Annotated in this window: 27 protein-coding genes and 1 tRNA gene; 9 read left to right on the forward strand and 19 right to left on the reverse strand. The window is 63.3% G+C overall.

Annotated features, from left to right (window positions below; translation table 11 throughout):
- Positions 1-300: 300 nt before the first annotated feature.
- The 4 genes from FPZ54_RS03025 to FPZ54_RS03040 all read right to left on the reverse strand — a co-directional run bounded on the left by FPZ54_RS03025 (position 301) and on the right by FPZ54_RS03040 (position 5,646).
- Positions 301-1,977, reverse strand: coding sequence for a UvrD-helicase domain-containing protein (locus FPZ54_RS03025; RefSeq protein ID WP_222428344.1), 1,677 nt, complete (start codon positions 1,975-1,977; stop codon positions 301-303).
- A complete protein-coding gene (locus FPZ54_RS03030; RefSeq protein WP_145844870.1) occupies positions 1,974-3,974 on the reverse strand; it encodes an ATP-dependent nuclease in 2,001 nt (666 codons plus the stop codon). Before FPZ54_RS03030 ends, FPZ54_RS03025 begins: the two co-directional genes overlap by 4 nt.
- 201 nt (positions 3,975-4,175) lie before the next feature.
- Positions 4,176-5,408, reverse strand: a complete 1,233-nt coding sequence (locus tag FPZ54_RS03035; protein WP_145844872.1) for a tyrosine-type recombinase/integrase — start codon at positions 5,406-5,408, stop codon at positions 4,176-4,178.
- A gap of 163 nt (positions 5,409-5,571) precedes the next feature.
- A tRNA-Glu gene (locus FPZ54_RS03040) sits at positions 5,572-5,646 on the reverse strand.
- Positions 5,647-5,757: 111 nt separating this feature from the next.
- Here FPZ54_RS03040 and FPZ54_RS03045 point away from each other — a divergent pair.
- The 5 genes from FPZ54_RS03045 (at position 5,758) to FPZ54_RS03065 (ending at position 8,606) form a co-directional block, all read left to right on the forward strand.
- On the forward strand, positions 5,758-6,294 hold the full coding sequence (locus tag FPZ54_RS03045; protein ID WP_145844874.1) for a J domain-containing protein: 537 nt from the start codon (positions 5,758-5,760) through the stop codon (positions 6,292-6,294).
- 10 nt (positions 6,295-6,304) lie between these two features.
- Positions 6,305-6,604 carry a (2Fe-2S) ferredoxin domain-containing protein gene (locus tag FPZ54_RS03050; RefSeq protein WP_145844875.1) on the forward strand — a complete coding sequence of 100 codons (300 nt, stop codon included), beginning with the start codon at positions 6,305-6,307 and terminating at the stop codon, positions 6,602-6,604.
- A 46-nt stretch (positions 6,605-6,650) separates the two neighbouring features.
- Entirely contained in the window at positions 6,651-7,223 is a 573-nt protein-coding gene (locus tag FPZ54_RS03055; protein WP_239019692.1) for a sigma-70 family RNA polymerase sigma factor, read from the forward strand.
- Between the two features lie 4 nt (positions 7,224-7,227).
- On the forward strand, positions 7,228-7,956 hold the full coding sequence (locus FPZ54_RS03060) for an anti-sigma factor (RefSeq protein ID WP_239019693.1): 729 nt from the start codon (positions 7,228-7,230) through the stop codon (positions 7,954-7,956).
- A gap of 89 nt (positions 7,957-8,045) precedes the next feature.
- Complete coding sequence (locus tag FPZ54_RS03065; protein ID WP_145844879.1) at positions 8,046-8,606, forward strand: fasciclin domain-containing protein; 561 nt, start codon at positions 8,046-8,048, stop codon at positions 8,604-8,606.
- A gap of 231 nt (positions 8,607-8,837) precedes the next feature.
- On the opposite strand, the gene FPZ54_RS03070 is transcribed toward FPZ54_RS03065, so the two are convergent.
- Positions 8,838-9,245: a SufE family protein gene (locus FPZ54_RS03070; RefSeq protein ID WP_145844880.1), complete on the reverse strand. Its 408-nt coding sequence runs from the start codon at positions 9,243-9,245 to the stop codon at positions 8,838-8,840.
- A 97-nt stretch (positions 9,246-9,342) separates the two neighbouring features.
- On the opposite strand from FPZ54_RS03070, the gene FPZ54_RS03075 reads away from it, so the two are divergent.
- On the forward strand, positions 9,343-10,224 hold the full coding sequence (locus FPZ54_RS03075; protein ID WP_186456890.1) for an alpha/beta hydrolase: 882 nt from the start codon (positions 9,343-9,345) through the stop codon (positions 10,222-10,224).
- A gap of 90 nt (positions 10,225-10,314) precedes the next feature.
- Here the strand turns inward: FPZ54_RS03075 and FPZ54_RS03080 are convergent, their stop codons facing one another.
- The 10 genes from FPZ54_RS03080 to FPZ54_RS19710 form a co-directional block, all read right to left on the reverse strand.
- Entirely contained in the window at positions 10,315-10,560 is a 246-nt protein-coding gene (locus FPZ54_RS03080; RefSeq protein WP_145844883.1) for a hypothetical protein, read from the reverse strand.
- Positions 10,561-10,589: 29 nt separating this feature from the next.
- Positions 10,590-10,856, reverse strand: a complete 267-nt coding sequence (locus FPZ54_RS03085; RefSeq protein ID WP_145844885.1) for a hypothetical protein — start codon at positions 10,854-10,856, stop codon at positions 10,590-10,592.
- A 50-nt stretch (positions 10,857-10,906) separates the two neighbouring features.
- The gene (locus FPZ54_RS20305) at positions 10,907-11,035 is read right to left on the reverse strand and encodes a hypothetical protein (RefSeq protein WP_277872313.1); all 129 of its coding nucleotides are present in this window, start codon (positions 11,033-11,035) and stop codon (positions 10,907-10,909) included.
- Between the two features lie 26 nt (positions 11,036-11,061).
- Positions 11,062-11,343 carry a hypothetical protein gene (locus FPZ54_RS03090; RefSeq protein WP_186456891.1) on the reverse strand — a complete coding sequence of 94 codons (282 nt, stop codon included), beginning with the start codon at positions 11,341-11,343 and terminating at the stop codon, positions 11,062-11,064.
- Positions 11,344-11,354: 11 nt separating this feature from the next.
- Positions 11,355-11,675, reverse strand: coding sequence for a hypothetical protein (locus FPZ54_RS03095; RefSeq protein ID WP_186456892.1), 321 nt, complete (start codon positions 11,673-11,675; stop codon positions 11,355-11,357).
- Positions 11,676-11,692: 17 nt separating this feature from the next.
- Entirely contained in the window at positions 11,693-11,983 is a 291-nt protein-coding gene (locus tag FPZ54_RS03100; protein WP_145844887.1) for a hypothetical protein, read from the reverse strand.
- A 34-nt stretch (positions 11,984-12,017) separates the two neighbouring features.
- Positions 12,018-12,395, reverse strand: coding sequence for an envelope stress response membrane protein PspC (gene pspC / locus FPZ54_RS03105; RefSeq protein ID WP_145844888.1), 378 nt, complete (start codon positions 12,393-12,395; stop codon positions 12,018-12,020).
- 1 nt (position 12,396) lies between these two features.
- A complete protein-coding gene (gene pspB / locus FPZ54_RS03110; protein WP_145844889.1) occupies positions 12,397-12,678 on the reverse strand; it encodes an envelope stress response membrane protein PspB in 282 nt (93 codons plus the stop codon).
- Positions 12,679-12,682: 4 nt separating this feature from the next.
- Complete coding sequence (pspA, locus tag FPZ54_RS03115) at positions 12,683-13,351, reverse strand: phage shock protein PspA (protein ID WP_145844891.1); 669 nt, start codon at positions 13,349-13,351, stop codon at positions 12,683-12,685.
- A 66-nt stretch (positions 13,352-13,417) separates the two neighbouring features.
- Positions 13,418-13,561: a hypothetical protein gene (locus tag FPZ54_RS19710; protein ID WP_186456893.1), complete on the reverse strand. Its 144-nt coding sequence runs from the start codon at positions 13,559-13,561 to the stop codon at positions 13,418-13,420.
- A gap of 177 nt (positions 13,562-13,738) precedes the next feature.
- Here FPZ54_RS19710 and pspF point away from each other — a divergent pair, with 177 nt between their 5' ends.
- Together pspF and FPZ54_RS03125 are read left to right on the forward strand one after the other, a co-directional pair.
- Positions 13,739-14,773, forward strand: a complete 1,035-nt coding sequence (gene pspF / locus FPZ54_RS03120; RefSeq protein ID WP_145844893.1) for a phage shock protein operon transcriptional activator — start codon at positions 13,739-13,741, stop codon at positions 14,771-14,773.
- Between the two features lie 108 nt (positions 14,774-14,881).
- Positions 14,882-15,499: a superoxide dismutase gene (locus FPZ54_RS03125; protein WP_145844895.1), complete on the forward strand. Its 618-nt coding sequence runs from the start codon at positions 14,882-14,884 to the stop codon at positions 15,497-15,499.
- 101 nt (positions 15,500-15,600) lie between these two features.
- On the opposite strand, the gene FPZ54_RS03130 is transcribed toward FPZ54_RS03125, so the two are convergent.
- The 4 genes from FPZ54_RS03130 to mtaB are packed head-to-tail and all read right to left on the reverse strand — an operon-like array spanning position 15,601 to position 18,964.
- Complete coding sequence (locus tag FPZ54_RS03130; protein WP_145844896.1) at positions 15,601-15,999, reverse strand: GxxExxY protein; 399 nt, start codon at positions 15,997-15,999, stop codon at positions 15,601-15,603.
- Positions 16,000-16,047: 48 nt separating this feature from the next.
- The gene (locus FPZ54_RS03135; protein WP_145844898.1) at positions 16,048-16,677 is read right to left on the reverse strand and encodes a septation protein A; all 630 of its coding nucleotides are present in this window, start codon (positions 16,675-16,677) and stop codon (positions 16,048-16,050) included.
- Between the two features lie 41 nt (positions 16,678-16,718).
- Positions 16,719-17,651 (reverse strand): signal recognition particle-docking protein FtsY, encoded by a 933-nt coding sequence (ftsY, locus tag FPZ54_RS03140; RefSeq protein WP_145844899.1) that lies wholly within the window; start codon positions 17,649-17,651, stop codon positions 16,719-16,721.
- Entirely contained in the window at positions 17,648-18,964 is a 1,317-nt protein-coding gene (mtaB, locus tag FPZ54_RS03145) for a tRNA (N(6)-L-threonylcarbamoyladenosine(37)-C(2))-methylthiotransferase MtaB (protein WP_145844901.1), read from the reverse strand. The genes ftsY and mtaB overlap by 4 nt, the downstream gene beginning before the upstream one ends.
- On the opposite strand from mtaB, the gene FPZ54_RS03150 reads away from it, so the two are divergent.
- A complete protein-coding gene (locus FPZ54_RS03150) occupies positions 18,963-19,541 on the forward strand; it encodes a DUF924 family protein (RefSeq protein WP_145844903.1) in 579 nt (192 codons plus the stop codon). The two genes, mtaB and FPZ54_RS03150, sit on opposite strands and share 2 nt — an antisense overlap.
- Positions 19,542-19,667 lie beyond the last annotated feature (126 nt).

Below are 19,667 nucleotides of genomic sequence, written 5' to 3' on the forward strand. Positions count from 1 at the left end.
AACCCGCCGAGTGAGCCGAAACCGGCCCGCTTAGATCAGCGGGAAGGCGGACGCGCGATTGAGAGCGATGAACTTCATGCGACCACCATAATGCGTAGCGCGGTTGCTGCAACCTGAACGATCACTCCTACGAAGTCGCGGCATTAGATTGAACGGCGGAGACTCGGTCGGAAGCGGCCGGACGGCTACGCGCCCTATTCTCGGCCATTCAGCGCGACATCGGCGCCTCCTGAAAGCGGACCTCCGTTGCGCTACGTGCGACCGTGCAATAAATTCAGTAATTTGAATGAGCTTGACCGGCTAAGCGGTAGCGACGAACGCCTCGCCGAATAGTGTCTTTATATTCGCCGCCGCACCCTCCGTTGGGGCGAGGTTGACCACCGCCAGGTTTACCCGCGCTCGTGAGCAGCAAACGTAGAAAAGGTTCTGCGTCCGCTTCAGCCGGGACTCGCTGTTGTCCACACCCGACAACAGCTTGCCGAACGAGTACTGATTCCAATTGGCGCCGGGGTCGTCCAGGATGACGATTACGTTTTCAAACTCATCCCCCTTGACGCCATGCTTAGTGGAGTAGGGCAGATTCTCCTCGAATACCGCACGATAGTTTGAGACTTCAGGATAGGGGATTTCTACAAGCTTTGCGAGAAACACGAGGAAGCGCGCTTCCGAGGAATCCGCCTCCTCGGGCGGCGGCGGTGGGTTGAGCGCCGTTTCCAAATCGTCTGGCAGCGGGATCACTTCCTTGGCTTTGCGAAGAACTTCCCCGATCGTTGCACCAGTATCGACGAGCGCCGCAAGCTCGTTAAGGACTGCGCTGACGCGCGCCTTCTCTTGGCTCCCGGATAAGGACGTGTTCTTCGTACCGATCAGTGAGATGGCTTTACCGACCTTGCCGTCTCGCCAAGTGCCCATCAGCGGCTCAAGCTGATCGAGGAAAAATGCCGCGATAGTATCCTCACCCGACTGAAACCGCTCACGGGCAAAGCCGCCGCGCTCGTTGTAGGCGGTCCATAGAGCCTCATAGCGTGCCTTCCGAGCAATTAGTCGGTGAGTTAGGAAAAGGAACTTGGTTTCGCCTGTCAGGTCCAGCCCGAACTTTTCTCTGATGGCCTGCACGGCGCTTGCCGTTACGTCCACGTCTGCTGCAGCAACTGACATATCGACGTAAACCGCCGCGCCTCGGACGTTTTCACCGGCGGGGACTTGCTGGATATCCGTGCGCATTCGGTTGAGCACCGCGATCACCGCCTCGGAGCAGCGGTAATTCTCTTCTTTTTTGATCGTCTCCAGCCCGGCCTCGTAGGCGGCTGGCATTTCACCAATCACATCGGGGTAGATGCTCTGCATCTTGTCTCCGAAGAAGCCGATGACAGGCGGTGTCGCGGCCTTGGCGACGTGGTTCATGAGTATCTCGACCACGCGGGGATGCGTGTCTTGGTACTCGTCCACGAAAATGAATGGGTAGCGCGCTGCGACGAGCTTCGACATCATTGGATAGGTTCGGAAGATAACGTGAGCCAGCTCGATCAAGTCGTCATGAAAGATGCGGCCTTCGAGGAAATTTGCGCCTCGGTCCGAATACGAAATCTCGCAAACGGTCTTCAGCGCCTCCTCCAACTCCACCGCATCCTGCTTGCGGCGACTAGTAGCTTTAAGTTCATCATTGAGGGTGATGAGGCCGGCTTTTAGTTCTCGCTGAAACCCTTTGATCTCCCGCCAGAGAAAATCGTGAATGGTCGAAACCTCAAAGATCACGTCGTTCTCGGTTCGCTCGATTATCTCTTCTTTTGCGACATTAGTGTAGGTTATGCAGGCGACTCGCTGAGCGTTTTGAATGAGCTTCGCCCGCGGCGAGCCCCGAATGTGGCCGAGCGCGCGAATCAACGACGAAGTCTTTCCCGAGCCGGCGGCTGCGTCGAGCAAGAAGCTAGTTCCGTTTTGAAGGCACTCCAGAATCTTTGCGTCGGCCTCCGTCATGAGCCGATGCCTTCTTTTGCGAGCCATTCAAGCCCATCGCGAATGTACTTAGGTGCTTTCCAGCCGGGCTTGCCGATCAGGTCGAGCGCGAAATCCACCTTGCCGAGCTTTGAAGCAAGATCCCACGCTCCTGCGGCAATGCCGTTGGTCGTGGCCTTTGCGATCGCGGGGCCGGTCGCGGGAAGCTGTGCATGATTGGCGGTCAGCCAATCGGCGTTCGCATAAACAAACGCCTCCTCAAAGGAGCGCCCGCAATTGCCGCCTTCCGCTACCTGAAACGCGACGCGGATGCGTCCGTGGATCTTGGCCGCATCATCGCAAGCGAGCAAATCCGCTATTTGTTCTTTGGCGGGAAGCCATGTCTTCAGGCATGCGTTGCTGGTGCGCTTGTTGGCCCCATCGCCCACCGGGCATTTCTCCCCGGCCGCGTCCACGGAATCCATATCGGTGATGACGAGCGTCGGCACGCCAAGGAAGTCAATGATCGGCTTGAACTTGTGCGCGTATGCGCCCCCTACTTCGGAAATGCTGATGTACTGGCTCGCGAAACCCGTGCATCCCTCCGCGTTCGCGCATTCCTCGATCATGGCGGGGATAAGCAGCCGCTCCACCTGCCCCTCCACAAACACTGCCTTGTCTGCGAAAAATAGGTCGCAATGGGTGAGCTTGATGTAGCGCCGCAAGAAGTCCAGCACGCCCGGCGTGGGAACGGTCAGCTTTGACAGGTCACGAATGGACACGTCGCGCCCGCTCCGACGGAAGTAGCGAACAGGATCGAACCCGGAATTGGCGATGATGTGCGACGAATGGGTCGATAGGATCACCTGCGCGACCACGCCTTCGGCCACTTCGAGACTCTTCGAGATTTCGTTGATGAACACATACTGCATTTGAGGATGCAGGTGTGCCTCGGGCTCCTCCACCACAATGACGTGCACGCGCGGCCGATCAACCGCTGACGCTTCGACGGCCGCGAGAAATGACTCAAGTTGGAGCACCATGAAAATCAGGTTCTTGTAGCCAAGGCCGTTGTATTTCTCTGGCAGGATCAGCTCTTCCACTGGGCCTTCGGCCGTCTTGTGCTCACTAGCGTAATAGACGCGCGTATGATCCTGATAAATTGCCTGAGAGCTGAACTCGGCGCGGATGCGCAGGTCAGGCGTGGTCTGCCCTGGCGGGTAGCCGTAGCCCTTCAACCGTTTGTTCAGGCGCTCGAAGGCTCCTTCGTAAACCTTGGTGAGCCCGGTCGCGCTATCTCTGAGCGCATCTTCGACCGCATTGAATCCCTCGGCGTCGCCGACCTTGTAGTAGCGGGTGTAATGATCGTGCAGCAGACGCGAGAGTTTTGCAGCCTGCCGGGATTCATCATCATCGACATGCCGCTGCGCTGGGATGATATCGATGCGGAGAAGCCGCTTCAGAACGCCCCCATCTTTCAGCGCTTCGGCTTCGTCGCCCTTTTCCGAGACCCTGTAGAATGTCCGTCCGAAGTAGTCCCTGTAACGATCGTTCAGGAAGTCGCAGAGCGTATCGTCCTTGCGGTGACGTGCTTCGAAGTCGGCGAGCAACGCCTTGGCGTTCTCAAGCCCGTACTCGATGCGGACCCGGACCCGGTTGCTGCTCGGATCAAGGCTCATCAGCAGGTCAGTAGCGACGACCAGATCAGCCACGTCCTCGCCGTAGCTGAAAAAGAGGTCGAGCCTCATTCGAGGAGCGAAGCGCCGCAGTACCTCAATTTTCTGCTCGGTCTCGGCGAGCTTCGAGAGACGTGCTTCTATTGATTTGAAAACCTTCAATCGGGTTTGCGAAAGGTCATGCAGCGAGATGCGTTTGGTGTCAGTGTCCGATCCTGCGAACAATCGCAAAGCATCCATGACGGAGGTCTTGCCGCTGTTGTTCGGCCCGACGAGCACAGTTGTCGGAAGGTCAGCGGTCAAATCCAACGAGACACGGCGAAGAAGTCGGAAGTTTCTGATGTAGATTGAATCCAAGCGCATGAACCGAGCCTATCCAAAGCATCCCACACTGTGAAGCGGAAGGTTTAGCGGGAAGGCGCGGCCCGCCACATCGAGAATTTATTTCCGCAACTCTATTGCCCATTTGTTGCAGCGTGGGCGTGGCCAACGTCCGATTTCGACCTTCCACGAATGCGAAGCCGACCTTCGGCAGCCGGCCCAGTTCCAGCCGCCATTAACCGCTCATTGTGCCCCTTCGGCCTTCCCAAATTTACCCTTGAGCACGGTCGCGCCGTCGCGCAGGAAATCGAGGTGGTCTGACCAGTGCTGCATCATGCGCACGCGTTCGCCCCAATACTCGCCGCGGGTGTAGGCGCGGCGAACCGCGTTGTTGTCGCAGTGGGCGAGCTGTCGCTCGATCGCGTCAGCGTGCCACAGGCCCATTTCATTGAGTAGGGTTGCCGCCATCGCCCGGAACCCGTGCCCGGTCATCTGGTCTTGAGCATAGCCCATCCGGCGCAGGGCGGCGTTGATCGTGTTCTCCGACATGGGTCGATCGACCGAGGTACGTGAGGGAAACAGAAAGCCGCTGTAGTCCTCTTCGTGCTCGATCGAGCGGAGGATCGCGAGTGACTGGCGGGAAAGGGGGACGCTATGAGCGCGCCGCATCTTCGTCTTGTGCGCCGGATGGTCCAGATCGGCCTTGTCGAGGTCGATATCCGCCCATTCGGCGAAGCGCAGTTCACCGGGGCGGACAAAGACGTGCGGCAGCAGCCGTAAAGCTGCGTGGACGTTGGCACTGTCCGTAAACGCTTCGATCGAACGCAGCAGCGCGCCAGCCTCTCGGGGCGTCGTGATGGCGGCGCGATGGACTGGCTTCGGCACGATCAGAGCGCCGCGCAGGTCACTTGCGACATCCCGGTCGGCTCGCGCCGTCGCAATGGCGTACCGAAACACCTGTGAACAGGTGCTGCGAAGGCGCTTGGCGGTCTCGTAGCGGCCTTTGCCTTCCATCTTGCGGAGCATCAGCAAAAGCTCCTGCGCGGAGATCGAGGCGATGGGGCGCTTGCCGATCGACGCGTTGATGAAGCCGAGCAGCCAGCGTAGCTTCTTCATCGTGACGGGTGAACGCCCTTCCTTTTCGACCTTGGAGAGCCACTCGTCGGCCACAGCCTGAAAGCTGTTCGAGGCCGCTACTGCCGCTGCGATCCGATCGAGCTTGATTCGCTCGGCTGGATCATCGCCACGCGCGAGAACCTTGCGCGCCGCGTCGCGTTCCGCACGCGCCTCGGCGAGCCCTGTCTCGGGCCATACGCCGAAAGCGAGGGTCTTCTGCTTTCCCAGATGACGGTAGTTCATTCGCCAGTAGCGACCGCCTGCAGGCGTCACCAGCAGGTATAGCCCGTCGCTATCGCTCAGCTTGTACGCCTTGTCGCGACTCTTGGCCGTTTTGATCGCCACAACCGACAACGCCATGATGGTATCTCCATCGAAGCGACCGGCGTCGTGCCATCAGATATACCATCAGATTGTTGGTATGGAGTGGCCTTCCACCGATCCGACTGGGATGGTTATACCACAAAAAACCGCAGAAAACAGCCGTTTAAGGCACGTTCTGGGATGCCTTGGGAAGGCAGCCTGGTGACCCCTACGAGAATCGAACTCGTGTTTTCGCCGTGAGAGGGCGACGTCCTGACCGCTAGACGAAGGGGCCGTATGAGCGGAAGCGGCGCCTTTATCGGGGGGCGGGCGGGGCGTCAAGCGTCGGGGCGAAAACATCATGGCGGGGTGGCGTTTGGCGGAATGCGTGCCTATTTGCGCTCGCATGGCGCGTTCGACCCGATCAATGGACTGGGGCTTCCCCCGCTGGCGCGCCTATGGCGCCGAGCGCGAGGCGGTGAAGGTGCGCCTGTGCGACCGCCATGGCTGCGACGCGCCGGGCGATCGCCCTGCGCCCAAATCGCCCAACAGCCCCGAACGCTGGTATTTTTGTGAGACCCATGCCGGGGAATATAACCGCAACTGGAACTATTTTGAGGGGCTGACGGCCGAGGAAGCCGCCGAGCGCGAGGCGCAGGAGCGGCGCGATGCGGGCGATTTTTCGGAAAGCCGCCACAATGAATGGGCCGGACCCGGCGATGGCAGCCGTTCGCGCGACGAGATGCGCGCGCTCGACGTGCTGAAGCTCGATCCCGATGCGGAGTTCGAAGCGGTACGCGCGGCCTGGCGCCGCCTCGCCAAGGAAAATCACCCCGATGTCTGCCCGGGCGATGCCGAAGCGGCGAAGCGATTCCAGGCGATCCAGACCTCTTACGAGGTATTGCGCGCAGCCGAGGAGCGGCGCCAGTGGCGGCCCGACTGACCCGGCGCGGATGAAATCGCGCGTCCGCTCCAACTGGTCCAGCGCGGTGCTGGTCTGCGCAAAATGCTCGAAAAAGCTCGACGGCGGATTTGGGCCAAAGGGCAGGCAATCGCTCGGCAAGGCGCTGCGCAAGCATCTCCATCTCAAAAAGGGGCGCAAGGCCATGGCGGGGATCGTCGATGTCAAATGCCTGGGCGTCTGTCCGCGTGGTGCCGTGACCGTGGTGAATGGCGCCGCGAGCCGCGAATGGCTGCTGGTTCCGGCGGGCGCCGATCTGGATGCGGTCGCGGCGGAATTGGAGCTCGATTGAGCGCCGGGTGCTTGTGCGGTTGCGCCGGTCCTATAGACTGGCGCGCGTGACGCCGTCCGACCCTTCAGCCCTGGCCGCCCGCCACCGATTGGTGGAAGCGCTGGCCGCCGTTGCGCGGGGGGACCGGGACGCCCTCGCGGAGGTCTATGCCCTGACGTCGGCGAAGCTGTTCGGCATCTGCATCCGTATCTGTGGGGAGCGCGAAGAGGCGGAGGACGTGTTGCAGGAAGTCTATGTTAAGGTCTGGCAACGGGCAGGGCGTTTCGATCCCGCGCGTGCCAGTCCGATCACATGGCTCGCCGCGATTGCGCGAAACGCCGCGATCGATCGTGTCCGGGCGCGTCCGCTGCGTCCCGTAGAGTCGATCGACGCGGCGGCACAGGTGGCCGACGCACGCCCGGCAGCGGACCACGAAATCGAGGACGCGCAGGAGCGCGCGCGGATGCGCGACTGCCTTGCCCGGCTGGAGGACAAGGTCAGCGGGGCGATCAGGTCCGCCTTTTTCGGTGGCCTTACCTATCCACAGCTCGCCGAGCGCGAGCGTGTGCCGCTTGGCACGATGAAAACGTGGATCCGACGCGGGCTCCTTCAGTTGCGGGCGTGCCTTGGCGATGGATGACCCCGTGCCCCCACCCGGCGACCGTGAACTGCTGGCCGCGGAACTGGCGCTCGGCGTGCTCGACGGCGATGCGCTTGCCGCTGCCCGGCGGCGCCTGCTGAGCGACCCCGCCTTCGCGGAGGAGGTCGAGGCGTGGCATGAACGTCTTGCCGCCATCGCGCTCGACGCGCCGGACGAGGCGGCTCCCGATGGCATGTGGAAGCGGATCGAGGCCGCGATCGACGCGCGCGAGCATCCTGCCGCTGTTGCCGATCTCGTGCCTCTCAGCCGACTGCGCCGCTGGCAGGCGGGAGCAGTCGCTGCGGCTGGAATTGCCGCCGCGCTGGCGGTTCTGCTCGCGCTTCCGCGTCCCGCCGTTGGTCCGGTGTCTCCACCCGGGCCGGCGCAGGTCGCGGCGCAACCCGCGATCGTGGCCGAGCTGCGCGGCGAGGGGGAGGGGCCGGTGATCTTCGCGCGCTACGATCCCGCAAGTGCAGGGCTGCGGCTGGTCGCGCACGACATGGGCGAAAGCGATCTTGCGCCCGAATTGTGGGTCATTCCCGACGATGGCGTGCCGCGCTCGCTTGGGTTGATTGCGTCGGCGGGTGATACACGGCTTACGGTCGCCCAAGGCCATCGCGCGATGATGAAAGATGGCGCGACGCTCGCGATCACGATGGAGCCGCGCGCCACCGCGCCGCACGCCGCGCCGAGCGGGCCGCCGGTCGCATCCGGAAAAATTTTCGGCATCTGACATCCGCGGCGCATCCCGCGCCGTATCTCCTGCGCAACCCGGATCGGATGCACCGATCGGGCAATGCTTCGAAAAGCAGGAGGACAAGAATGAACTTCCGTACCCCGCATTTCGCCCTGGCGTTAGCCGGCGCTGCCCTGGCGGTGACCGGCACCGTTGCGGTCGCAGGCCAGAACCCGATGGTCGGTGGCGCAGCGATGTATCCGAGCAAGGATATCGTTGATAATGCCGTGAATTCGAAGGATCACACCACGCTGGTCGCCGCAGTCAAGGCCGCCGGGCTTGTCGATACGCTCAAGTCGCCGGGTCCGTTCACCGTCTTTGCGCCGACCAACGCCGCCTTTGCCAAGCTCCCGGCCGGCACGGTCGACACGCTGCTCAAGCCCGAGAATAAGGGGACGCTGACTGCGGTCCTCACCTATCACGTCGTCCCGGGCACGATGACGGCCACCCAGATCGCGACCCAGGCCAAGGCCAATGGCGGCAAGCTGATGCTCAAAACCGTGCAGGGCGAGCAAATTACTCTGTCCAAGCGTGGCTCCGGCTGGATCGTCACCGACGCGAAGGGCGGCACGTCCAACATCACCATCGCCGATGTCATGCAGAAGAACGGCGTGATCCATGTCGTCGACACGGTCCTGATGCCCTGAGGCCCCTCCGCGCGAAGCGACCCGGTCTTCGCGCGGCACCTGCCGAGCCGTCTCCCCTTTTCGACTGTCGGCAGGTAAAGCCGCCCGCCCGGCCATGTTGCGTTTCAGGCCGGGCGGGTTCGGTTCAGCCAGCGTTTCGAGGTTGGCGACTGCGAGCTGATCGTCGGGGGGCGGCGGCAGTGACGGGAAGCCCGCGCCAGATTGCGCGATACATCTGCCCGCGTTCCGTGCTTAGGCCGCGTAGCGCTCTGCCGTCGCGCGGATCAGCGCGATCATGTTGGGGATGCCTTGCGTCCGGTTCGAGCTGAGCTGGTTGCGAAGGTCGAACGGTGCCAGCGCGGATTCGATGTCGGTGGCGAGGATATCGGCGGCGGAGCGATCCTGAACCGTCAGCAGGACGAGCGCGATGATGCCCTTGGTGATCGCGGCATTGCTGTCCGCCAGGAAATGCAGCGTCCCGTCGTCGCGCGCGGTCGGATAGACCCACACCGCCGCCGAACAGCCGCGCACCAAAGTCGCATCGGTCTTCAGCGCGTCCGGCATCGGCTCCAGCGCCTTGCCCAGATCGATCAGCAGCCGATAGCGGTCGTCGGCGTCGAGAAACGCATAGTCTTCGGTGAGGTCGGAAAGGGTGTCCATGCGCGGCCCTCTAGCGGGGTCGGGCGCCCGCGTCACCCGGCTTGCGCGAACTGGTTGCGGTGCGGCAGAATGCCTGCAAACCGCACGAGGAGCTTCGATGCCATTCTTTACCAGCCTTCGCGCCGCGTTCCTCGCCCTCTCTTTTGCCATGACGGGCGGTACGTCGGTGGCCGGACTTCGCGCCGAGGCCCCCACCGTGCAGACGCAGCGCGATATCGTCTATGCCACACGCCCGACCGGCCCGCTCCATCTCGACCTGCATCGGCCGGCGACGGCCAAGGGGGGCCGCGCGCCGGTGCTGATCGTCCTGCATGGCGGTGCATGGGCGCGGGGGGAGCGGCCAAAGGGCTGGACGGGCCACCGCCGCTTTGTCGAGGCCGGATTTGCGGTGGTCAGCGTGCAGTATCGGCTCTCTGGCGTGGCCAAGGCGCCCGCTGCGGTTGAGGACGTGCGCTGTGCGATGGCCTGGATCGCGCGGGTTGCGGAGCGCGAGGGGCTGGATGCGCGCCGCATTGTTCTTATGGGGACGTCGGCGGGCGCGCACCTGGCCCTGATGGCTGGATTCGCACGACCTGCCGACGGCCTTGATATCTGCGGGCCAGGTCCGCGCGCCGCTGCGATCATCGACCTTTACGGCCCAAGCGACTTGCGCGCGCAGTCTCTTGGCACATGGAGCAGCCCGTCGATCGGCAAATGGGTGGGGGAGGGGCCTCAGGGTGCCGCGATGGCCGCGCGCATGTCGCCGATCACGCTCGTCCGGGAGGGCCAGCCCCCGACCTTCATCGTTCATGGCGATGCCGATCCGGTAGTTCCGCTCGCAGCCTCGACCATGCTGAAGGCAGCGCTCGACCGCGCCGGGGTTCCCTCGGAACTGCATGTGGTTCCCGGCGGGGGGCATGGGAAATTCGATCCCGCCGTTCAGGACCGGTTGCTTGCCGATGCGGTCGCCTTTCTGCGGCGCCACCGGGTCATCGGCTGAGCTTGCGAAGGGTGGGAGCGGCGTCTGCAGCTGCCGCTCCCGGTTACGCGCTGGCTGGTCCTCCCAAACCGGGGCCGACGCGCAAACGGTTTAGAGATCCACGCCGGCGGCGATCGCCTCGAGCTTGCGGATCCGTTCCTTGAGGTCGGCGATCTCGATCCGTGCGCCCGCATTGGTGGGGGCGGCATGGCTAGTTTCGCTCTGGTGGGTCAGGCTCAGCTCCTGGCGCTTGAGCGAGAGCCAGCCGCGCCATCCGGCAAGGCCCGCAGCGGTGATCATGCCGATTCCGGCGAGCATCGCGGTCGCCATGACTAGGTAGAAATTGGGGTCGCTCATCACATCCTCCTCCGGCGCCGTGCCAGGGTTCAGTTGCGGTCATCGCGCAGCTTTTCGATCTCGCGATCGAGGCTCACGCTCGAATGATTGTCGGTAATCACGCGCTCCAGAACGGCGATGCGGTCCTTGAGCGTGCGCACCTCTTCCTGCAGGCGACGGGCTTCGGCGCTGGCGGCGGGGTCGTGCGCGACATAATCGCCGCTTTGCCCATCGCGCCGGATTCCCATCTTGGCTCTGACGATCTGGCCGATCGTCACGACCAGGACGATCCCGACCACCATTTCCGCCCAACCCATCACCTGTCTCCTGTCATTCCGTCTCGTACGAAGGCTAAGCCGCCCGTCGCTTATTCGGCCGTCTGGGCCGCTTCGCGGGCCTGGCGCTCGGCGCGGCGGACGGGGCGGTCGCGCATTTCGGTCATCGTGACGCCGATTGCGCCGATCACGCCCAGCACCGCGAAAAATCCGATCAACATTGCAGTCACTCCCTCACAAATTCGGTTCAGTTCACCGGCCGGTCGTCGCGCAGCCGTTCGATTTCGTCGGCCAGATCGGCACCTTTGTCGGTGGCGATCCGCTCCAGTACCCGCACCCTCTGCTCCAGCCGCTCGGTATGCGCCGCATATTGGGCGGCCTTTTCGGCGGTCTGGTTGTTGAGTGCCTCGGCCATCTTCTCCTTGTGCTTCAGCCAGCGGCGGAACATGTCCGCACCGATCCCCAGGATCACGGGGAGGCCGACCACGATGAAGAAAAAGCCGAGTACCACGCTGCCTTTTTCGCCCATCGGTCAGCCCCTCAGTTCTTCGTGATCCGCAGCGATTCGATCTCGCGATCGAGCGCCACGCTGCTGTCGGTCACGATCCGCTCGACATTGGCGAGGCGATCCTTGACCGAACCGAGCTCGGCGCGCAGCTGCGCATTCTCCTGGCTGAGCAGCTTGATCCGCTCGATCAGTTCCTCATTCTTCTGCGGATAGACCGCCTGGCCCCAAGCGCCGTCGAGCGGATAGCCGTTCTTGATGCGGAGCCAGGTGGTGAACATCCAGCCGATCATCCCGGCCACGCCGACAATCGCGATCGTCGGGGCCAGCGCGCTGAAGAATTGCAGCTTTTCCATGTCTCTCGTTCCTCGTCTCAGCGCAGGCTGTCGATTTCGCGGGCGGTCCGCTCGGCGGGATCGGTGGCGATGCGTTCCAGCACCGCGATCCGCTCCTCGAGCCGACTGATCTGGCCGTTCAGCCGCTCATTCTCGTTGGTCAGCAACTCGATCTTGCGTTCGGCCTGGGGATCTTCCTTGCCGGTCATCCCCATCCATTCATTCTCGATCGGATATCCGTGCTTGGCGCGGATCCAGGTCGATGCGAGCCATCCGAAGGTCGAGATCGCGATGATCGCGATGACGAAGCCCGGTCCACCCCAGTTCATGTCGTGTCTCCCTGTTCAGTCGATCGGCGCGCGCTCAGCGCAGGCGCTCGATCTCGTCGGCGAGCTGCGTGTTGCGGCTCGTGTAGAAGGTTTCGATGTCGGCCATGCGGCGGTCGATCTCGCGCAGCTTGGAGCGGACTTCCTGGGTCGAGCGGCGCGGATTGGCCCGCACGCCCTGCCAGAATTTCGCGTCTTCATCGCTCCCATAGAGGCCGATCGGCTTCTGCGAGGTGACCATTGCGAGGCCGATATAGACGAAGAACATCAGCGGGAAGGTCGCGAAGAAGAGGACCAGGAACCCGAGCCGGATCCAGAGCGGATCGACGCCGGTATATTCGCCCAGGCCCTCGCAGACGCCGAGCCATTTGCCCTTGACCTTGTCACGGTAGAGTTGCGTGCGGCTGACGGACATCTCAGTTCCTCCGTTCGCGTTCATAATCGGTGAGTTCGCGCAGCGGCGGCAGTTCCGGGCCACGCAGGCGGAATTCGGGATTGTCGGCAGCGATGATCCGCTCGATGGTCTGGAGGCGATCCTCAAGCCGGCGTGCGGTGTAGTGCAGCTCGTCGAGAAGATTCTCGTCCTCGCCGGTGAGCGACTTCGCCTGCTTCCACTTCGTTACATAGTGGAGGATTACCCAGGGCATACCGATGAAGAGCATACCGACGATGACGATGGGCAGGAAAACGTCTTCCATCGCGTCAGCCCTCCTTGTTCAGGCGCGCCTTGAGCGCGGCCAGCTCGGCATCGACCTTTTCGGCCGACTGAAGTTCGGAGATTTCCTCTTCCAGCGTCTTTTTCGGCGCACCAAGGCTCAGCGCGTCGGCGCGACCCTCGGCGAAATCGACGCGGCGCTCGAGCAGGTCGAAGCGGCTGAACGCCTCATTGACCTTTGAGCCATGGGTCATCTCGCGCAGCCGGACGCGGTTATTCGCGCTTTCCAGCCGGGTCATGATCGCGTTCTGGCGAGTGCGGGCATCGCGCAGCTTGGTCTGGAGCTTGGAGATGTCCTCTTCCGACGCACGCAGCGCATCGTCGAGCACCGCGATCTCCGCCGACAGCTGGTCGCACATGTCGTATGCCTTCTGGCGCTCGACCAGTGCGGCCTTGGCCAGGTCCTCGCGGTTCTTGCTCAGCGCCAGCTCGGCCTTTTCGGTCCAGCTCGCCTGAAGATTTTCCAGCTTCGCGATGTGGCGGCGCATTTCCTTCTGGTCGGCGATGGTGCGGGCCGCGCTGGCGCGGACTTCGACCAGGGTCTCCTCCATTTCGAGGATGATCATGCGGATCATCTTCGCCGGGTCTTCCGCCTTGTCGAGAAGGTCGGTGACGTTGGCGGCGATGATATCGCGGGTGCGAGAGAAAATGCCCATCTCAAACATGCTCCTTGAAACTCGTGCCGCCGGGCGGGCTAGGGGGTACCCGCCCGGCGGGATCGCTTACGCGATGGCGCGGACGGTAACCACGTCCTGCGTCGCGGTGGCGGCGGGGCCGACTACGCTGGCGAGGCAGGTGGTGCTCACCACCAGCGTGCAGGCGATTGCTGCCAGCGTGGTGCGAAAGCTGTTGGTGACCTTGTACATGGTTTCCGTCCCTTGATTCTCGTTTGGATCGCCGCCCTTCACGGCTTGTCGAGGATATTGCAGGGAGCGTGCCAAACTCGAAAAACGACGTATTTCCGAGGATTTCCCGGCATTTTGCGTCGCTCGCTGAAACTGGGCACTTGCCAAGTGTTGGGGAAATATACCAAGAGTTCGCACATGGAGCGGACTACCCATGTCGTCGGCCAGTCGGGGGCGTTTCTCGACGCGCTCGAGCACGCGTCGCGTGCCGCTGCGCTCGATCGCCCGGTGCTGGTGATCGGCGAGCGGGGGACCGGCAAGGAACTGGTGGCAGAACGCCTCCACCGCCTGTCGCCGCGCTGGGATCAGCCGCTGGTCATCATGAACTGCGCTGCATTGCCCGAGACGCTGATCGAAGCGGAATTGTTCGGCCACGAGGCGGGATCCTTCACCGGCGCGACCAAGGGCCGTCCGGGTCGGTTCGAGGAAGCGGATGGCGGAACCCTCTTCCTCGACGAACTCGGCACGCTCAGCATGGCGGCGCAGGACCGATTGCTGCGCGCGGTCGAATATGGCGAAATCACCCGCATCGGCGCGTCGCGTCCGATGCGCGTCGATGTCCGCATCGTCGCAGCGACCAACGAGCATCTTCCCGATCGCGTCGCACAGGGGACGTTCCGCGCCGACCTGCTCGACCGCCTGTCGTTCGAGGTGGTGACGCTGCCCCCGCTGCGCGCGCGCGCCGGGGACATCCTCGTCCTCGCCGAATTTTTCGGGCGGCGCATGTCATCCGAGTTGGGACGCGACTGGGAGGGGTTCGGACCAACCGCGCTCGACGCGCTCACCGATCACGACTGGCCCGGCAATGTCCGCGAGTTGCGCAACGTGGTCGAACGCGCGGTCTATCGCTGGGACCGCTCGGGACCGGTGGATGCGATCCAGATCGATCCCTTCGCCTCGCCCTACCGCCCGCGGCCGATGCCGCATGGCATCCCTGGCAACGCCGCTCCGGTCCAACTGACCACCGAGGAGCCCGGTCCGCTGCCCCAGCGCGAGGATGATCTGTCGGGCGACTTCAAGAGCCGCGTCAATCGCTTCGAACGCGAACTGCTCAGCCGCGCGCTCGCCGACAATCGCTACAACCAGCGTGCCACGGCAGAGGCGCTGGGCCTCAGCTACGACCAGCTCCGCCACGCGCTCAAACGGCACGAACTGCTCAACGCCGGCGGCTGATCGCACGTTTCGATCGCGTCACAAGAAAAATTCGTGCGGCAAAGCTCGGCGTCATGCGTTAGTCGGGCGTGAAACCGAAACAATCGCCAGAAAACGGAGGGTATTCCCATGGCTTTCGAACTTCCAACGCTCCCCTATGCAAAGGACGCGCTCGCCCCGACGATCTCCGCCGAGACGCTCGATTTCCACTATGGCAAGCATCACAAGGCCTATGTCGACAAAACCAACGGCTTCGTTGCGGACAAGGGGCTTGAGGGCAAGTCGCTGGTCGAGGTGATCCGCCATGCCAAGGAAACCGGCGACAAGGGCCTGTTCAACAACGCGGCGCAGATCTGGAATCACAGCTTCTACTGGTTCGGCCTGACGCCGGACGCCAAGGAGCCGACCGGCAAGCTGGCCGAGATGATCGAAAAGAGCTTCGGGTCCAAGGAAGAGCTGGTGAAGAAGCTGATCGCCGAGGCGACCGGCCATTTCTCCAACGGCTGGGGCTGGCTGGTGCTCGACGGCGACGCGATCAAGGTGACCTCGCTCCACGACGCCGACACGCCCGTCGTCTATGATTACAAGCCGCTGCTGACGATCGACGTTTGGGAACACGCCTATTACATCGATTACCGCAATGCGCGCCCGGGCTATCTGGAAGCGATCACCAAGATCATCGACTGGGATTTCGTCGCCGCTAACCTCGACGGCGAAGGCGTCAGCCGCGCCGATCAGGCGGGCTGATCCAGCGGATCATAGATTGCCGAAGCGGGCCGGGGGAAACTCCGGCCCGTTTTGATTTTGAGAAAGCCTGTGTCGCACAAAGACACAAAGGCACGAAGATGTCAGGGATTTGGGCGGAAGTAGTTGTTCGCCAGCCGACGCACGCCTTGTTTGAAGGTGGGAGCACCGAAATTCATCAGAAGGCCGAGCGGAAGATTCAGCAGGCGCAAATAGGTGATGACCTGCTTCGCGTGGACCGGGGCATGCGCTTCGGTCGATTTAAGCTCGATCAGCAGACAATTCTCGACGAGCAAATCCGCGCGAAATCCCTCCGCAAGCGCGATGCCCTTGTATCGTATCGGAATCGCCTTTTGGCGCTCAACGAATAGCCCGCGCTCACGCAATGCCTCGAAGAGGCAAACTTCATACACGCTCTCGAGCAAACCAGGACCCAGCTCCTCATGGAGCCGAAAGCCGCAATCGACGGCGATTGTAGCAATGTGTTCCAGAGCTTCGCTCACTCGCCTTTCACTCTTCGTGGCTTCGTGTCTTTGTGCGAGTCAAAATCGTCATTGCTCCGGCGGCAGCGCCTTGTCGACGATTTCGCCATCGGTCTTGAGACCATGGCGCAGCAGCAGCGGCACATTGCCGATCGCGAACAGCAGCGTGAGCGGCACCACGCCCCATAGCTTGAACGCGACCCAGAAATCCCAGCTCTGGGTGCGCCAGACGAGCTCGTTCAGCACCGCCATCACGACGAAGAATACCGCCCAGTTAATCGTCAGCAGCCGCCATCCGCGCGCGGTCAGCCCGGGATAGGCGCTTTCGAGCAGCGTCTGGAGCAACGGCTTATTGGCGATCAGGCCATAGATCAGGACAATCGCGAACATCGAATAGACGATCGTCGGCTTCACCTTGATGAAGGTGTCGTTGTGGAACCACAGGGTCAGCCCGCCGAACACCAGCACCAGCACGCCGGAAATCCACAGCATCGGCGAGATGTGTTTCGTCTTCCAAAGCGACAGCCCCATGGCGAGGAAGATTGCCACCATGAACGCCGCAGTCGCCGCCAGCATCCGGGCGAGCTGCGGCCCGCCCATGAAGCTGTTGACCGCAAAAAACACCGCCAGCGGACCGAAATCGATCAGCATACGCAGGCCGGGGGAGGGGGCGGGTTTTGTCGTCGGGGATTCGGTCATGCACTCACTCTACAATTCATCGCTGGCTTGTCGAAAGGCGATTAGCCGCGGTTGAACGCCGCCACCCCGGCGATAATCCGTGCGACTTCATTAGGATCGAAGCCGCGCAGATCGTCGACCTTCTCGCCGACGCCGATCGCGTGGATCGGCAGGCCATATTGCTCGGCCGCAGCGACCAGCACGCCGCCGCGCGCGGTGCCGTCCAGCTTGGTCATCACCATGCCGGTGACCCCGGCGACCTCCTTGAACACCGCGATCTGGTTGAGCGCATTCTGGCCGGTGGTGGCGTCGAGCACCAGCAACACGTCGTGTGGCGCCTCCGGATCGATCCGGCCCAGCACGCGACGGATCTTCGCCAGCTCGTCCATCAACTCGCGCTTGTTCTGCAAGCGGCCCGCCGTGTCGACGATCAGCAGGTCGATCCCCTCCGCTTCGGCGCGCTTCAATGCCTCATGCGCCAGCCCCGCCGCGTCGCCGCCCTCGGCCCCCGCGACGATCGGCACCCCGATCCGTTCGGCCCAGGTGCGCAGCTGGCCGATCGCGGCGGCGCGGAACGTGTCGCCCGCCGCGACCATGACCTTGAGGCCCTGATCCTTCAGGATCGCGGCGAGCTTGGCGATGGTGGTGGTCTTGCCCGATCCGTTGACGCCGATCACCAACATCACCTGCGGCCTCGCCTTGTCGGTGATCAGCGGCTTGGCGACCTTGGCCAGCACCTTTTCGATCTCCTCGGCGACGACGAGGCGGATGCCCAATTCCTCCATTCCGCGCTCGACCTGCTCATCGGCCAGCCGCGCCCGGATGCGCGCCGCCGTGGCGGGGCCCAGGTCGCTGGCGATCAGCGCCTCCTCGATCTCGTCGAGCGTCGCATCGTCGAGCCGCCCGGCACCAAGGCCCGCAAGGTTGCCGACAAGCCGGTCCGACGTCTTCTTGAACCCGCCGAGCAGCCGCTCGCGCCAGCTTGGGCCGCTCATGTGCGCTCTCCGATCAATCTGCCGTTCTCAACCCCGGTTATTTTCAAGGTCACGATCGTCCCAATCTCCATTTGCCCTGAGCTTGTCGAAGGGGCTTGCATGTCATTGCGGTCTGGGAGGCGCTTCGACAAGCTCGGCGCAAACGGGGAGGGGGCTATTCGAACCTCCGCGAAATTCTCCGCATGGCCGCGGTCGCCGGGCCGTTCGACCAGCACCTGCCGGGTCGTCCCGACCAGCCCGCACAGCCACGCCGCCCGCCGCGCCGCTGCGCGATCGCGCAACGCCGCCGCACGCGCCTTTGCGACGCCCGGTGCCACCTGCGGCATCCGAGCGGCCGGGGTGCCCTCGCGCGGGCTGTAGGGAAAGATATGCGCATGGACGATGTCGCAATCGTCGATCAGCGCAAGCGTGTTGGCAGCCATCGCCTCATCTTCGGTCGGAAACCCGGCAATCAGGTCAGCGCCGATCGCGATCTCCGGCCGCGCCGCCTTGAGTCGTTCGACCAGCGCCACCGACTGCGCGCGGCTGTGCCGCCGCTTCATCCGTTTGAGGATCATGTCGTCCCCCGCCTGAAGCGACAGATGAACATGCGGCAGTAGCCGGTTTTCCTGGACCAGCAGCGCGAACAGCCGGTCGTCGATCTCGATTCCGTCGAGCGACGACAGCCGCAGGCGCTCGACGCCGGTATGCGCCAACACCCGCTCGACCAATTGCCCCAACGTCGGCGCGCCGGGCAGGTCGGGGCCGTAGCTGGTGAGATCCACCCCGGTCAGTACAATCTCGCGATGTCCCGCATCGACCAGCGCCTGGACCCGATCGACCACGGCGCCCGCCGGGACCGACCGGCTGTTGCCGCGTCCGAAGGGGATGGCGCAGAAGGTACAGCGATGGTCGCATCCATTCTGCACCTCGACAAAGGCGCGGACATGTGCGGAAAAGCTGGCAGCCAGATGCGGGGCGGTCTGGCGCACGGCCATGATATCCTGCACCAGCGCCGCGTCGTCGGCGATCCAGGATCGCGGCAGCAATTTTTCGGCATTGCCGATTACCCGGTCCACTTCGGGCATCGCACCGAACGATGCGGGATCGATCTGTGCCGCACATCCTGTTACCACCAGCTGCGCGCCGGGGCGGGAGCGGCGCGCGCGGCGGATCGCCTGGCGCGTCTGGCGTACAGCTTCATTGGTCACCGCGCAGCTGTTCACCACGACCACATCGCGGGAGCCAAGCAGCGCGCGGATCGTTTCGCTTTCGGCAAGGTTAAGCCTGCAGCCCAGGCTGATAACCTCGGGTGCGGCGACGGAGGAAGACATGGGTGGCGATCTAGAGACGCATGGGGTCGAAGTCCATGGATGCGCGAAGGCGGTGCTGGACTTCTGGTTCGACGAACTGAAGCCCGAACAGCAATTCGCCAAGGACGACGCGCTGGATGCGGAGATCGAGCGGCGCTTCGGCCATGCCCGGAACGTCGTGCTCGCCAGCGGTGCGGCGGGGTGGCGCGACGATCCGGACAATCTGCTGGCGGCGGTGATCCTGCTCGATCAGTTCAGCCGCAACATACATCGTGGCTCGCCCCTGGCTTATGCCGCCGATCCGCTCGCGATCGCGCTGACCCTTGAGGCGATCGGCAAGGGATGGGATGGCGACATGCCGCCGGAACGCGCCGCATTCCTCTATATGCCGCTCATGCACGCCGAGAATGCCGAGGCGCAGCGGATGAGTCTGGAGAAATTCACCGCGCTCGGCCGCCCGGAAAACCTTCGCTTCGCGATGGAACACGCCGTGGTGATCGAGCAGTTCGGCCGCTTCCCCAGCCGCAACGCTGCGCTGGGTCGCGACTCGACACCAGAGGAGCGCGAGTATCTCAAGCGCCCGGATGCGGGCTGGTAGGGATTTCTATCAATTCCTCCCCTGAGCTTGTCTCAGGGGAGGGGGACCGCCGCCGCAGGCGGTGGTGGAGGGGCGGCCGCGCAGACGGCCGTGTACAGCTCGGCAAAATTCCGCCCTCTACGGGGC

Source organism: Sphingomonas suaedae (assembly GCF_007833215.1).
In the GTDB taxonomy this organism is placed as follows: Bacteria; Pseudomonadota; Alphaproteobacteria; order Sphingomonadales; family Sphingomonadaceae; genus Sphingomonas; species Sphingomonas suaedae.

Coding starts and splice junctions, on each gene's coding strand:
- FPZ54_RS03100 (WP_145844887.1), bottom strand. CDS start 11,983: ATGAACTGGGGTGGACCGGGCTTCGTCATCGCGATCATCGCGATCTCG.
- FPZ54_RS03035 (WP_145844872.1), bottom strand. CDS start 5,408: ATGGCGTTGTCGGTTGTGGCGATCAAAACGGCCAAGAGTCGCGACAAG.
- FPZ54_RS03090 (WP_186456891.1), bottom strand. CDS start 11,343: ATGGGCGAAAAAGGCAGCGTGGTACTCGGCTTTTTCTTCATCGTGGTC.
- pspF (WP_145844893.1), top strand. CDS start 13,739: ATGGAGCGGACTACCCATGTCGTCGGCCAGTCGGGGGCGTTTCTCGAC.
- FPZ54_RS19710 (WP_186456893.1), bottom strand. CDS start 13,561: ATGTACAAGGTCACCAACAGCTTTCGCACCACGCTGGCAGCAATCGCC.
- mtaB (WP_145844901.1), bottom strand. CDS start 18,964: ATGTCTTCCTCCGTCGCCGCACCCGAGGTTATCAGCCTGGGCTGCAGG.
- FPZ54_RS20305 (WP_277872313.1), bottom strand. CDS start 11,035: ATGTTGATCGGATTTTTCGCGGTGCTGGGCGTGATCGGCGCAATCGGC.
- FPZ54_RS03025 (WP_222428344.1), bottom strand. CDS start 1,977: ATGACGGAGGCCGACGCAAAGATTCTGGAGTGCCTTCAAAACGGAACT.
- FPZ54_RS03075 (WP_186456890.1), top strand. CDS start 9,343: ATGCCATTCTTTACCAGCCTTCGCGCCGCGTTCCTCGCCCTCTCTTTT.
- FPZ54_RS03135 (WP_145844898.1), bottom strand. CDS start 16,677: ATGACCGAATCCCCGACGACAAAACCCGCCCCCTCCCCCGGCCTGCGT.
- FPZ54_RS03045 (WP_145844874.1), top strand. CDS start 5,758: ATGGCGCGTTCGACCCGATCAATGGACTGGGGCTTCCCCCGCTGGCGC.
- FPZ54_RS03095 (WP_186456892.1), bottom strand. CDS start 11,675: ATGGAAAAGCTGCAATTCTTCAGCGCGCTGGCCCCGACGATCGCGATT.
- FPZ54_RS03065 (WP_145844879.1), top strand. CDS start 8,046: ATGAACTTCCGTACCCCGCATTTCGCCCTGGCGTTAGCCGGCGCTGCC.
- FPZ54_RS03085 (WP_145844885.1), bottom strand. CDS start 10,856: ATGGGTTGGGCGGAAATGGTGGTCGGGATCGTCCTGGTCGTGACGATC.
- FPZ54_RS03150 (WP_145844903.1), top strand. CDS start 18,963: ATGGGTGGCGATCTAGAGACGCATGGGGTCGAAGTCCATGGATGCGCG.
- FPZ54_RS03125 (WP_145844895.1), top strand. CDS start 14,882: ATGGCTTTCGAACTTCCAACGCTCCCCTATGCAAAGGACGCGCTCGCC.
- ftsY (WP_145844899.1), bottom strand. CDS start 17,651: ATGAGCGGCCCAAGCTGGCGCGAGCGGCTGCTCGGCGGGTTCAAGAAG.
- pspA (WP_145844891.1), bottom strand. CDS start 13,351: ATGGGCATTTTCTCTCGCACCCGCGATATCATCGCCGCCAACGTCACC.
- FPZ54_RS03070 (WP_145844880.1), bottom strand. CDS start 9,245: ATGGACACCCTTTCCGACCTCACCGAAGACTATGCGTTTCTCGACGCC.
- FPZ54_RS03030 (WP_145844870.1), bottom strand. CDS start 3,974: ATGCGCTTGGATTCAATCTACATCAGAAACTTCCGACTTCTTCGCCGT.
- FPZ54_RS03050 (WP_145844875.1), top strand. CDS start 6,305: ATGAAATCGCGCGTCCGCTCCAACTGGTCCAGCGCGGTGCTGGTCTGC.
- pspB (WP_145844889.1), bottom strand. CDS start 12,678: ATGGAAGACGTTTTCCTGCCCATCGTCATCGTCGGTATGCTCTTCATC.
- FPZ54_RS03080 (WP_145844883.1), bottom strand. CDS start 10,560: ATGAGCGACCCCAATTTCTACCTAGTCATGGCGACCGCGATGCTCGCC.
- pspC (WP_145844888.1), bottom strand. CDS start 12,395: ATGTCCGTCAGCCGCACGCAACTCTACCGTGACAAGGTCAAGGGCAAA.